The 13761-nt window shown below is 69.7% G+C and carries 5 protein-coding genes; all 5 read right to left on the reverse strand.

The features are described 5' to 3' along the window. Positions 1-84: 84 nt before the first annotated feature. Positions 85-10743, reverse strand: a complete 10659-nt coding sequence (locus tag OG361_RS16070) for a LamG-like jellyroll fold domain-containing protein (RefSeq protein WP_405854134.1) — start codon at positions 10741-10743, stop codon at positions 85-87. A gap of 307 nt (positions 10744-11050) precedes the next feature. Then, positions 11051-11686 (reverse strand): BMP family ABC transporter substrate-binding protein, encoded by a 636-nt coding sequence (locus OG361_RS16075; protein WP_405854136.1) that lies wholly within the window; start codon positions 11684-11686, stop codon positions 11051-11053. After that, positions 11683-12033: a hypothetical protein gene (locus OG361_RS16080; RefSeq protein WP_405854138.1), complete on the reverse strand. Its 351-nt coding sequence runs from the start codon at positions 12031-12033 to the stop codon at positions 11683-11685. The genes OG361_RS16075 and OG361_RS16080 overlap by 4 nt, the downstream gene beginning before the upstream one ends. A 169-nt stretch (positions 12034-12202) precedes the next feature. Further along, entirely contained in the window at positions 12203-12952 is a 750-nt protein-coding gene (locus OG361_RS16085) for an N-acetyltransferase (RefSeq protein WP_405854140.1), read from the reverse strand. Positions 12953-13012: 60 nt separating this feature from the next. Then, complete coding sequence (locus tag OG361_RS16090; protein ID WP_405854142.1) at positions 13013-13678, reverse strand: HNH endonuclease family protein; 666 nt, start codon at positions 13676-13678, stop codon at positions 13013-13015. Positions 13679-13761: the final 83 nt, after the last annotated feature.

The following is a 13761-nucleotide window of genomic DNA, read 5'->3' on the forward strand; positions in this document are numbered from 1 at the left end:
CCGAAGCGGAGCGCGCCCCCGTATCATGACACGCCGCCGACCCTACGAGCCAGCCACGTCAGGTCAGAGCGGGAAGCCGGGACGTCAGTCTTCACGCTCCCATGGAGCCTCCCTCTTGCGTTCCCAGAGGCTGATTCCGGGATATTCATCGGCACGCGCACCGCAATTCTGACTGGACGGCTTGCATGCAGGCCGCGAAGAGCCCATGACACCCCGTCCCGCCAACGTCGCGTCATCGACCGCGTTGAACAGGATCTGTTCAGCGTGCGTACGAATTCCCTGGTCGATGTGCTCAGCCCCGTGGATACGCTCATAACCGAGATCGTCGGCCAGGTCACGCATCGCCTTCGAGGTCTTGTTGTTGTTCACCGCATAGACCTTGCGCCCGTTGAGGACGGCCGTGGCGACGGTCGTCCCCTGATCCGCCTTCCTGGCCCCGACCATGTCGGTCGCGGCCTTCTTGGCACTGATCGTGTCGTGCAGGGCCTGGGCGTCGTCCAGCAGCTTCCTCGCCTGCCCGAGCGGTACGGGGCAGGCCGATCCGGAAACCTCGCGCACACCGTCGTCGTTGTGAACCAGGACAGCCAGGTTGCCCGCACGCACGTGGTACGTGTGCAGCCCCTCCACGCTCAGGTCGTACGTGACGCGCTGCGCCTCGTACTGCTTCACCTCGACGATCGCCGTCGGGGTGCCCGCGTCGCTCTGGAGCTGCTGGCCCTTCTTGAGGTCGGAGGCCTGGGTCCAGGCGTTCCGGGTGACCTCGTAGAACTGGTGGTGCTTGGTGGTCTGGATCGTCTTCGGGCCGGACTTCGTGGCGACGACCACGTCGACGTAGTTCCGGTCGGTCTTGGTGACGATCACCGCCTTGACCCGGTGCTTCTCCTTGGTCTTCTTGCCGGGCTCGGCCGTCAGGACGTAGTCCCCGACCTTGACCTGCTCGATCGCCTTGACCGTGCCGTTCGCCATCACGACGCCGGTCAGACCGGTGAAGCTGTGCGGCGTGCAGCCCTTGCGGCCGAACTTGCTCGCCGCCGCGCCGAAGAGACCGCCTACGGCGGCTCCCGTCGCGGTCGCCTTCGCCGCTCCGCCGACGCTGCAGCCCTCGTCGCTGCCGACACAGGACACGCCGTAGCTGACCGCGCCTTCCGCGGCACCGCCAGCGGCACCCTGGGCCGCGCCCTGGGCGATCTTGCCGCCCACACCGGCCAGGAGACGGCCGGCCGCACCGGCGGCCAGGCCGCCGACGGCACCACCGAGGGCGCCGGTCGCGGCGCCGAGCGCCACGGAGCCGAGGAAGCCTCCGACGCTCTTCGGGCCGTCACTCATCAGGTAGCCGACGCCGTTGGCCGCCGCGCCCGCGAGCGCCGCGCAGCCGATGGCTCCGACTCCGGCGGTCAGGGCCGTACAGCCGGCGAAGACCACGAGGCCGGTCGCCACCGCGGCGATTCCCGCCGCGTGCTGCTTCACGTAGTTGGCTGTCGCCTTCGCCGCCTTCTTGACGGCTCTGCCGACCTTCTTGGCCGCCTTCACCACCTTCTTGGCGACGTGTTTGACCGCCTTGGCGACCTTCCGTACGGCCTTCTTGACGTGCTTGACGACCTTGTGGACGGCGCGTTTGACCCGGTGATACGTCCGCTTGACGTATCTCTTGACCTTTCTGACGCTGTCGGAGACGTACCGGACGGTCTTGCGAACCGCGCGTACCGCCCTCTTGGCCACCTTCTTGACGGCCTTCTTGACGGCCTTCGCCGCCTTCTTGACGACCTTCGCGACCTTCTTGACCGCGGCCTTCGTCTTCTTGTAGGCCGACTTGACCGTCTTGGTCACCTTCTTGGCGACCTTCTTGACGGCCTTCTTCGCCCACTCGAACCAGTGGCCCGTCGGGTCGACACCCGTCATCGGGTTGCCGTTCGCGTACGCGTAACGGTTGGCCCCGACCGAGGACGGGACACCGCTGTTGGCCACCGTGTCCCGGCTGTTGAACTGGCCGGTCTCCGGCGAGTACCAGCGCGCGGCCATGTTGACCTTGGCCGTCTCCGGGTCGGTCCAGCCCGACTGGTAGCCGAGCGCACCGAGCATGCCCGCGGTCTGCAGGACCTTGCCGAACGGCGAGTACGTCGTCGAGCCGGTCAGTGCCTCACCCGCCGCGGTGAACTGCGCCACCACGTCGTCGTGCATGTCGGTCAGCGCGAGGACCGACGAGATCGCCGTCTTCACACCCATCAGGGAGCCGTCGGCGTTGCGGCTGTAGGACGTCACACCGTCCGAGGCCACGTCGTTGCCGGAGCCGCTGTACTGGAAGGAGTGGATCTCCTGGCCGGTCTCGTCCTTGGCGGAGAGCACCCGGTCGAGGCCGTCGTACGTGTAGCTGCGCTGCCCCTCCTGGATCACCCGGTTGAAGGCGTCCGCCTTCACCTGCGTCGTCAGGCCGCCCTCGTCCGTCACCGCGCTCATCGTGCCGCGCGCGGTGTAGGTGTAGGAGTTCTTGCCGTCCGACGTCAGCCGGTTCCTGGCGTCGTACGTGTACGTGTCGCCGCCCACGCGGGTCCGGTTGCCGGACGCGTCGTAGCCGTAGGCCTCCGTCGCCGTCCCGTTGTTCCAGGACGTCAGGCGGTCGGCCCAGTCGTACGTGTACGTGTTGGCCGTGGCGCCCGTGACCCCCGTGGTGGTCTTGGACGTCTCGTTGTCGTTGGCGTCCCAGCCGTAGGTGGTGGAGGCCAGCTCCTTGCCCGTGGGCGAGACCAGCCTGTCGCTGGTCAGCCGCTGAAGGGCGTCGTAGCCGAAGCTGCGCTTCGACTTGCCGGAGCCGTAGTCGATCGACGTGACCTCGTTGTTGACGCCGTACGCGTACGTCATCGACGTGCCGGTCGCACCGTCGGCGACGGTCTTGAGCCGGCCGGCGGTGTCGTAGCCGTACGTCGACGCGCCCGAGGCGTCCGTCCGCCCGGTCATCGCCCCGTCGCCGTTCCAGGCGAAGGACGAGGAGCCCGAGGGGCCGGAGGCCGACAGGAGCAGACCGCGGTCGTCGTAGGAGAAGGTGTTCTTCTCCTCACCCGCGCCCGCGACGGCCGTGATCCGGTCGTCGGCGTCGTAGTCGTAGGTGTGGTCGACCGTGGCGGCCTCCGCACCCGTGCCCGACTGACGCACCATGCGGCTCTTGGCGTCGTACGCGTAGGAGACGGTCACGCCACCGGGCGAGCGCATCTCCTTGGCGCGGCCCGCCTCGTCGTACACCGCGGTGAACGTCCGGTCCGCCGCGTCCGGGTGGGTCGGGGTGGCCGGCTCGATCTCGGACTCGGGAAGCCCCCAGGCGTTGTACGTCGTCAGGAACGGGTTGCCCCGGCCGTCGGTGAAGCGCGTCCGGTTGCCGGCCACGTCGTAGCCGTACGTCGTCGTGATCGACTCGGTCGCGGAGACCGGCTCGACCAGCTTCGTGATCACGCCCGTCGCGTCGTACGTGAAGGACTTCGTGTGACCGCGGTAGTCGGTCAGCGAGACCGGGTTGCCCGCCCGGTCGTACGTGGAGCTGCTCGACCGCAGGACACCGCCCTGCGCGTCGAGGTCCTCGACCTTGACCAGCTGCCCGAACCCGTCGTACGTGTTCCGGTTGCTCGTGCCGTCCGGGTCGGTGGCCGTGAGGACCTGGCCGTCCATGTCGTACGTGAACCGGGAGGTGTTCCCGGCGCCGTCGGTGGTCTCGACGACCTCGCCCACGGAGTTGTACTTGTACGACTGGGTGACCCCGGTCGGGGAGACCTCGCGGGACAGCTCGCCGCCCGGAGCGTCGTACTCGTTGATGGACGTGTAGGCCCGCTGGGTCGGCTGGCGCACGATGTCCGTGCTGGTGACCGGCCGCTCCAGGTAGTCCCAGGTGGTCTCCTGCCGGGCGCCGTTCGGCCGGGTGGCCGAGAGCTGGTCGCCGTTGGTGTCGTAGGTGTACTTGGTGGTGCCGCCGCCGGGTTCCGTGACCGAGGCCAGGTCGCCGAGCTGCGTGTAGGTGTACGTGGTGCGGTTGCCGAGCGGGTCGATCTCCGCGGTGACCTGGCCGAGCTTGTTGTACTCGTTCCAGGACGAGGCCCGCATCGGCGTGGTGGACCCCGGCGCCGTGTAGTCGGGCGTGGTGTTCGAGGTCTCCTGGCCCTCGGCGTCGTAGGCCGTCACCACCACGTTGCCGAGCGGGTCCGAGGACTCGGTCGGCTCACCGAAGGTGTTGTAGCCGGTCATGGAGACGGGACGGACGGAGACCGGGGTCCCGCCGTTCTGCTCCGCGTTCACGGCCGGCTCGGTGACCGAGGTCTGCTGGCCGGACTCGTCGTAGCCGTAGTCCGTCCTGTTGCCCGCGGCGTCGGTCATCGCGGTCGGCAGACCGCGCTGGTCCAGCTTCCAGGAGGCGGTCCGGACGGAGCTGCCGGCGGCCGGCAGGGTGCCGCCCTTGACCGCGGTGATCTGCGCCGGGGTCAGCGCCTCGGAGTAGACCTGGACGTCGTCGATGCCGCCCTTGAACTCGTAGTCGTACCCCGTGCCGTACTTGTGACGGCCGATCTGCAGAGGACCGGTCGCCTCCCACGAGGAGGTGTACGGGACCTCCTGCGCCAGCGTGCCGTTGACGTACAGGCGCAGCTTCGCCGCCTGCGCGTCGTACACGCCCACGAGGTGGGTCCATGCTCCCGCGACGGCCGCCGACGGAGCGGAGACCGCCCGGTCGTAGGCCAGCGGCGTCGCGTCCGCACGCGGCCGGGCGAACGCCCAGCCCGTACCGGTCGCGTAGTAGATCACGAAGCCGTACACGTTGTCGGAGTCCTGGGACACCACGGTCCGGCCGGCCGTGAGGTCCGACAGCTTCGCCCACGCGGAGACGGTGAAGCTGCCCGCGGTGTTCACCACGGGGCCTTCGGTCTGCGCCCACGAGTTGACGTCACCGTCGAAGGCGGCGCTGCCGCCCCGGTCGGTGTTCCAGTGCATGCCGGTGCCGTGGCTGCCGGTGCCGTTGCCACCGGAGGAGTCGGCCAGGCCGAAGCCGGTCGTCTCGTCCAGCTTGTAGCGGGCCACCGGGGCAGTGGTGCCGTCGTGGACCGTGTTGCCCGTGACGTTGCCGAGGTCGTCGTAGCGGGTGTCGGTCGTGGAGGTGTCCCCCGTGGCGGGGTCCGTCTCCGTCTCCGAGACCACGTTGTCGTCGGGGTCGTAGGTGACCTTCGTCGACCGGGCGAGGCCGTTCGGGTCGAGGACCGAGGAGGTCGTGCGGTCGGCCGCGTCCACCGTGAAGGTGTTGCGGGTCTGACCGTCGTTGGTGACCTGCTCGATCAGGTTGCCCTCGGCGTCGTAGGTGTTCGCCTGCTCCGTGAAGGACTTCCCGGACTGCGGGTCCTTGCGGACCACGGTCGCGGACAGGCCGTCGTCGGTGTAGGTGTACGCCGTCACCCAGCCCATGGGGTCGGTGATCGAGGCCAGCCGGCCGGCCGGGTCGTACGCCCGCGACTCCTGGACGAGGGTCGTCGGAGGCGACGGGTTGTACGGGTCGCCCGTGTAGCCGAGCAGGTTGGTGGTCAGCGGGCGCTGTTCGGCGTCGAAGGTGTAGGTGTTCACGGTCCCCGCGGGGTCCGTCTCCTTGACCTTGTTGCCGTAGACGTCGAACTCGAACGACGTGGTGTCGCCGCCCGGGTCCGTCCTGGTGATCATCCGGTTGTACGCGTCGTACGTCATGGACGTCGTGCGCGCCGTGTCACCGCCCGTGAGGTCGGCGACGGACTGGGACAGGATGTTGCCGTCCGGGTCGAACGCGGTGGTGGTGCGTGCCTGGTGGACCGCGCCGGTGACCCGGTTGGTCGTGGGCGGCGTGGTCTCGGTGACGACCTGGTCGTACTTGTCGTACGTCTGCGAGGTGGTCAGACCCGCGGGGTTCGCGTCCGATGTCTCGGTCTTGGAGAGCTGGCGGCCGATGTTGTCGTACGTGAACCTCGCCTTGGCGCCGTTGGCGTCGGTGATCTCCGCCAGGTCGCCGTTGGCGTAGTAGGTGTACGAGGTCTTCTTGCCGCCCGCCGTGACGACCTGGGCCACGAGACCGGCCGGCGCCTTGGCGGTGCCGCCCTCCATCGCCGGGGTGGCGGTGGTGGTGTACGTGGTCGTCGCCGTACGGCCCGCCGGGAATCCGGCGACCGGCGGCGTGGTGACCGCGGTCAGGTTTCCGGCGGTGTCATAGGTGTAGCCGGTCTTGTACGTGTCGTCCGTGGGGCCGGAGGAACGGCCGTCGCGCTCGGTGAGCACGAGGTCGTTGCGCAGGTCCATCGGCGGGAACGCGGTGGTCGCGTCCGGGTAGTACGTGTAGTAGTCGGTGGAGCACTTGTTGGCGGCCGTGTCCTGGCAGGTGGTCTGGGAGACCGTGTTGCCGCGGATGTCGTGGCCGGTGATGGACCGGTTGCCGTTGGCGTCGGTGATGGTGTGCAGGAAGCCGGCCGTGTCGTAGCCGTAGGTGGTGCGGTTGCCCTCGGTGTCGACGGCGGCGAGGAGGCGGTTGCCCATCTCGGCGTCGTAGACGTAGGTGAGGGTCTTGTCCTTCGGGTCGGTCAGCTTGACCGTGCGGACGGGGGCGACACCGGAGGACGCCTTGTACGCGGACCAGTGACGGGCCACGTCGTCCTCGGAGAGACCCGCCTGGTAGACGGCGACCTCGGCGATGGAGCCGGTGAAGTAGGAGACGTCACCGGGCGAGCTGTACCAGTTCTTGGCGAAACCGGCACCGATGTACGTCCGGGTGTTGGTCTGGTCGGCCGCCGCGCCCGTGCAGGTGCCCTGCTTGGCACCGTCGAGGTACAGCGTCTGCGTGGTGCCGGACGCGGTCAGGACGGCGTGGTGCCAGGTGTTGTCGGTGACGGAGTTCGTCGAACCGAGGGTCGCGTTGCTCTGGCAGCCCGTGGCCCACCAGTGGCCGCGCAGCTTGCCGTCGGCGCCCACGTAGAGCAGGTCGCTGTACGATCCGGCGGCTCCCGCGGCGTTGTCCAGCGGGAGGCCCTGGTCGCTCATGAGCACGCCGGGCTTGGCGGTCTTGAACCAGAGCTCCACGGAACGGTCCGGCTTGGTGTGCCAGGTGGAGTAGGGCAGCTCGACGTACGAGCTGGTGCCGTTGAAGGTGGCGGCGGTGTTGTCACCGGTACCGAAGGGGCCCGCGGCTCCCTGGGTGACGGTGTTGTACGTACCGAAGCCGGTGTGGAGCTCGTTCGCCGCCTGGGCCGCTGCCTGGGTGTCACCCAGACGCCAGTAGCCGGCCGGGGCGGAGCCCATGACGGCCGAACGGTAGACCTGCGAGGAGCCCGTGATGGTCGCCGGGTTCAGCTTCCACGTACCGCCGTTGGCGTCGGTGGCCTGGAGGACCAGGTCGTCGGTGGTGCCGTAGACGACCGAGGCCTGGGTCTTGCCACCCGGGGTGGTGACCTTCTGCAGCAGACCGGCGGACCGCTTCGCGGCCTGGTACTGCGCACCGATCACGGCCGCGCTGAGCGGCTCGGTGTAGATCGCGACCTCGGCCAGCTGACCGGCGAAGTGCCCGAGCTGGTCCGTCGGGTTCATCGCGGGCCAGCCGCGGTTGTTCACACCCGCGCCCAGCGAGATGTAGGGCGTGTTCCAGTCCTTGATCTGACCGGCCTTGCTGCCCTGCGACACACCGTCGAGGTACAGGGTCTGGGTGTTGCCCGCGCCGGTGAGGACCGCCTGGTGCCACTGCCCGTCGTTGACGGAGGCGGTGGAGGTGATGGTGGTGGCGCAGAGTCCCGTGGCCAGGCAGCCGCGCAGCTTGCCGTCCGTGCCGACGTACAGCGCGGGGGTGTTGAAGCTGGTGTTCGCCACCGGGTCGGGGTCGCTCAGCGGCTTGTCACCGTAGTAGACGAGCACACCGCCGGCCTGGGTGGTCTTGAACCAGGTCGAGATCGTCGTGTACGAGGGCGTCGCGCCGGGGGCGCTCGGCATCTCGACGAACGACGTGGTGCCGTTGAACGTGGCGGTCTTCTGCGTGGAGCCCGCGAGGAGCGAGGCGGAGCCCAGCGTCACGTTCCGGTACAGGCCGTTGTACTTGCCCTGGTTGGCGTCGACCGTGTCCTTCGAGACTGTCTCCCCGGCCGCCTCGCCGAGCCGCCAGTACGCGTACGGGTCCGCGTCCAGCACCGTCGTGCGGTGGTGGTTGCCGGTGGTGTACGTGTAGGTCGTGCACTTCGTCCAGTCCGCCGGCGGGCACACGCCGGTGAGCTGGTCGCCGGTGTAGCCGTACTTCCAGGTCTGGGCGGTGCTCGCGTCGCCGGCCGTGGACGGGTCGGTGGCGACGGTGTCCACGTGCGGGACGGTCGCTCCGGCCGGGGTCGCCCAGGCGAGGGTCAGAGAGCGGTTGGACGTGGTGTTCGTGATCTTCGTGAGCTGGCGCGAGGCGTTGTAGGTGAACGTCTCGGCGCGGCCCGCGTAGTCCACGATGCCGGATATCGCGTAGACGCCGGTCTTCCCGGTCGCCTGCGTGAAGGAGTAGGCCGTGAAGTCCTTGTCCGTCAGCTTGTAGCCGCCGGTCACCGTCTCCAGACGGGCGTAGCGGCCCATCGGAGGCTGGAAGGTGCCGTTGCTGTTGCGGCCGAAGGCGACCTGCTCACCACCCGGATAGGTGATGGCGACGCTGGTGACGACACCGGCGCCGTCCTTGGTCTCGGCGGCCTTCATGTCGACGACCGTCGACCAGCCCGCGCCGAACGCGCTGTCGACCCGCGGGTCGAGGCTGTTGTACGAGCGGTCGATCTCCAGGGACGGGCCGATGACGGGGACGTCCGCGTCGGTGTCCTCGGTCGTGTAGTTGCCGTCGGACGGGTCGAACTCGTGGCCGTCGGTGTTCTGCGCCAGACCCGAGGTCACGGGCGGCTGCGGGACCGCGGTGGAGAAGCGGCTGGCCGAGTAGAGCACCGAGTCGTAGCCGTCGGTGACGCTCACGTACCAGACGTAGTTCTTCGACCAGGTCAGCTTGCCGGCCGGCACCTTCCAGGCGCGGTCGGCGATCACTCCGGAGGTGGCGACCGGGGTCGTGGCGGTCGAGTCGGCGTCGTACACCTCGAAGGAGTACGAGAGCGCCTCGGGCCAGCCGTCGGCGTCGGTCGCGTAGACGAGCAGCTCCGGCTGGAGCGTGTTCGCCTGGAAGTTCTCCGGCGGGTACTGGGCGTTGACCTGCGGCTTCGTGTTCGCCGTGTAGGTCAGGTCGAGCGCCGGGCGGAAACCGGCGGTCGTCGAGTTGTCCGAGTGGAACTTCTTCCAGTGGAGCATGTCGTTGGTCGGCGCGGTCAGCGCGAGACCGTAGTTCGCCCCACCGGTGGCGACCTGCTTGAACCACGACGTCGACAGCGAGACCGGCATCTTCACACCGACGGACGTCGATCCGGCGCTGTTGGAGCACGAGGCCCCGGGCGCGGGCGTCGCGGTGCCGATGGCGGCGCCGTAGGCCGGGCCGGGGTAGGCGGTGACGCCGGACGGGGTCCAGGACTGGGTCACCGGGTGGACCGAGAACGACTGCGGGTCGCAGGTCGAGGACCAGAGCGCGTACACGTTCAGGGTCGCCGCGGAGACCCGCTGGCCCTTCAGCGTCGTGCCGAGCGACGAGAACTGCAGGAACGAGTTGGTCTTGTTCGTGCCCGAGTCGTACGAGCCGACCTTGATCATGTTCTCGGTGGAGTGGTCACCCGAGATGGTGTTCTGCGTGTACGTGGAGTTGGACGCGGCGACCGTCGGGTCGATGCTGACCGGGTAGACCCGCTCGGGGGCGTCCAGCCAGGCGCGGTCCGCGGTCATCCGCAGGGCCGGCTCGCCGTCGACCGTGATCAGCTCGTAGGTGACGGCCCGGGACTGGGCGGCGTCGCCCGAGCGCGGGTCGATCTTCGAGTCCTCCATGTACGCGTGCGGGATCGTGGCGACCACCGCACCCGTCGCATCCGTGAACTCGACGTCACCGTCGGCAGCGATCCGCGGCGTCAGGCCCTTCACGTCGAGGGGGAAGACCCAGGAGTTCGCGGCGGCCGGGGAGGCCAGGACCACGTACTCCTTGAAGCCCTCGGCGAGCGGCACGAGCCGGACGTCGGTCTCCGGCAGCACACCCTTGTAGGTCACGGTGCCGTCGGCGGCCAGGACCGGCTCGGCCTTGGCGGCGCCGCGCAGCGCGTACGCCAGCGACCGTCCGGAACCGAAGTCGACCGAGGCCAGCTGCTGGTCGGCGGCGGTCGGCGCGAACTCGATGTCGAGGGAGTTGGCGGTCTGCTGGAGACGACCGTCCTTGTCCTCCGTCAGGCTCGTGTCGATCGGCTTCCACGTGCCGTCGGCCGTCTTGAAGTTCGAGCGGCCGGTGTAGTGGCGGACCGTCGTCGAACCGTCGTCGTTGACGAAGAAGTCCGAGGTCGCGGTCGACTTCCTGGCGTCCCGCTCGCTCGTGCGGGCGTCGAAGCTGTCGGCGTCCCCCGGGGCCTCGCCCGTGGTGGACTTGGCCGGGGTGTCGGTCTCCCGCTCGAACGGGGCGAGCTCGCCCTTGCCCTTGCCGGGCTTGCGGCCGGCCTCGCCCTCGTTGCTCGTGGCGGCCGACGACGCGTCATGGCTCTTGCCACGGGCCGTGCCGCTCTGCTGATCAGGGGTGTCCAGGGGGTCTTCGCTCACCCACTTCCACAGCCCCGACAGGGAGAGCTCCGGCAGCCGCACCGCCGAGAGCGTGGCCCCGGTGGCCATCGCGGTCTCGGTGGTGAGCATGAGGAACAGTGAGATGAGTACGGAAAGAGCCGTAGCCCTCAGCCTGCGTCTCCCGGTACGACCCGGTGGGAACAGGCGAGGGCTACGGACCCGGCGTATACGCATGGGCCAGCCTTTACTAACGCGATGCTTACAAAGCCTCGCGAGCCTGCCCGATGACCGAACGGAGGTTCCATGCAGGGTCCCGGTTTTTACCCTGTCTTTACTGGCGAGTAGGAACCCTTGTCGATCTTGATCACCCTCGGCCGAGCCCTCAGCCGAACCCTCAGCCGAGCCCTCGGCCGAGCCCGGTCGACCTCAGTCGCCCTCAGTCGCCCTCGACGATCCGCGCGACGGTCTTCGCGACCTCCTCCGCGAGAGCAGGACCGGGCGTCACGCGCGCCAGGTTGTCGCGCTCGCGGCCCTCACCCCGGCCATCGCCCTCACCCTGACCGATCACCACAAAGCGCACCTTCGGGTTCTTCTCGGCGGCTTCCTCGGCGACCGTCACCTGCGGAGCGCCCGAGGCGAGGACGATCTCGCAGTCCCGCTGCACGAGACCGTTGAGGAACGGCCGGGCGTTCGCCGTCGACTGCTCCCCCATCACCGGCACGAAGGTGACCCGGATGTGGCGGCCCTCGCCCTCCGAGGCCGTCCGCATGCCCTCCCAGACCGGCTCCGCGGGAGCGCCTGCGACGACACCCTTCTCGCCGGTGAGCAAGCAGGCGTCGAAGTCCTGGTACTCCCGGGCACGCGTGTCGGGCGGGGTGGTGCTCCCGCCGTCGGACCCGGCGAACAGCCGGGCGCCGAAGAGACCGAGGACCAGGACGACGACCGCCGCCACGGCCCAGCCGGCCCGGCCGCGCAGCGCGCCGGCCGCGGCGGCGAGCAGCTCGGGAATCCGGGCACCGGTCTCGGGGGCGCTCTTCCCCGCCGAGGTGCGCCAGGTGCGACGGGTCTTCATCGGCGGGCTCCCGCGGTGGAGCCTCGGCCGGCGAGCAGGCAGTGCGCCGCCGCGCCCAGGGTGGAGGTGGCCAGCAGCAGCAGGTCGAGGAGGTACGGGAAGCCGTGGGTCTCCTCGGGGGTCAGGGCGATCTGGAAGCACCAGCCGACCGAGGCGGCCGTGAACAGCAGCGCGGCGAGCCAGTCGCCGCGCGTGCCACGACGGAGGGCGATCACGAGAGAGGGCACGAGACCGAGAACCCCGAGACTCACCAGCGGCACCGACGCCAGCGCGACGCGGGGAAGCGGTCCGGGCAGTCCCTTGCGGCGTGGCGGTTCCACGCCCTTCTCGAAAGCGGCCTGGTTCACGATCGCTGGACCTCTCACGGATGCCGCCCGGCGGCGGGCGCGCGCGGGCGTACGGGTGTACGGCAGGGGACGCCGTACGGTACATCCCCCGCCGTGAAGATCACCCCCGGGGCCCCGACCGGTCGCCATCGGCCCCGCCCGGTCACCATCGGCCCCGGGCGTCCGCGTTTCAGGAGATGCGGTGGCGGACCCACACGTTGGGCTCGACGTAGACCGCGTAGCCGCGCGAGGCCTCGCAGTGGACCGGGACGAGGGCGCTCTCGACCTCGACCGGGCCGTCCGTGTCGAACGGCAGGCCGGTCCACTTGCGCCACTGCTCGACGGAGCCCCCGATCGTCATCGAGGCCGGGGCCACCGCCTCGACGACACCGCCCGCGCGGACGTGGACGCGCAGCCACGGGTCGACCGGCAGGCCGTCGGACTCGCGGGTGCGGAAGGCGTACTCATGGATGGAGGACCCGGCCTCCAGGTGCTTGCCGTTGGGCCGGACCGGGGCGACGAGCTCGGAGAAGCCGAGCCGCCGCACGTTCTCCCGCATCGCCGCGAGCATCCGGTGCGAGACGCCCTTGCCCAGCGCGCTCGTGTCGACCGTGATCTCGATCGCGCTGACGGTGTCCGCCTCACGGCCGGCCCGCAGGTCGGAGAAGGCCCAGAGCAGCACCTCGTCCCAGCCGCGGGGCGGCAGCTCGCGGCGGCCGTCGACGTCCATCCGGAAGGGGACGCTGAAGCCGCGGGCGACGACCTTGCCGTCGGCGTCGGTGGCCACGAGGACGTACTCCGGCAGCTCGCGCACGATCCGGCCGATGTTCGCCCAGCCCACCGGGTCGTACATCATGAACTCGGGCCAGAGGTCGAGCATGCCCCACATCGGCCCTTCCAGCTCGGGACGATCGGCGAGGGTCGATATGTTCAGGTCCATGCGGGCAGGATAAAGATCATCTTCTCGGGGGCCAACCGATTTTCCCGGCCGGTCGGCGGTCTACGGAAGCTTCTGCTGCGGGCAGCCGCCGAGGACCCGCTTCATCGCGTCCCGCTCGCCGCCGGTCACCCACACCCCGTACTTCTTCTTCACCGCGACCTGCCGGGCCACGTACGTGCAGCGGTACGCCCGGTTCGGCGGGAGCCAGGTCGCGGCGTCGCCGTCGGACTTGCGGCGGTTCGTGGAGGCGTCCACGGCGAGGAGGTTGAGCGGGTCGTTGGCGAACCGGCGCCGGGTGCCCGCGTCCCACTTCTGGGCGCCCTTCTGCCAGGCGTCGGAGAGCGCCACGACATGGTCGATGTCGACCTTGCTGCGGCCCCGGACGTAGCCGACGGTGGTGCCGGTGTACGGATCGTCCGTCAGGGTGCCGGAGGCGACCTTGCAGTGACCGTCCGTGAAGCGGACGCCGGTCAGGTCGCGCTTGAGTATGTCGTCGCGGGTGCCGCAGCCGTTGCCGTCGACGTCCGCCCAGGCCCGGCCGAACTTCTCCCGCTCGTAGCCGGTCTTCGGGGCGCGCCCCTTGACGGTCAGGGTGTCCACGGCGGCGAGCGCGGACCCGCGCGCGGCGGGCTTCCCGCCCCGGCTGCCGTCGGACGACGGGGTGTCGGCGCCGGGCGTGCAGGCGGTGGTGACGAGAGCGGCCGCGGCAAGCACGGTGGCGGTCAAGGGCCTTCGATATATGAGGAACGTCCGCTGCGTGAACACCCCCGCATCCTAGGCGGGGGCCCACCCGGACAGCCTCCGCCGCC

This window comes from Streptomyces sp. NBC_00090, assembly GCF_045160815.1.
Lineage (GTDB): Bacteria > Actinomycetota > Actinomycetes > Streptomycetales > Streptomycetaceae > Streptomyces.

Excerpts from the sequence above, each read along its gene's own strand:
- OG361_RS16070 (WP_405854134.1), bottom strand. The coding sequence starts at position 10,743 with ATGCTCACCACCGAGACCGCGATGGCCACCGGGGCCACGCTCTCGGCG.
- OG361_RS16075 (WP_405854136.1), bottom strand. The coding sequence starts at position 11,686 with ATGAAGACCCGTCGCACCTGGCGCACCTCGGCGGGGAAGAGCGCCCCC.
- OG361_RS16085 (WP_405854140.1), bottom strand. The coding sequence starts at position 12,952 with ATGGACCTGAACATATCGACCCTCGCCGATCGTCCCGAGCTGGAAGGG.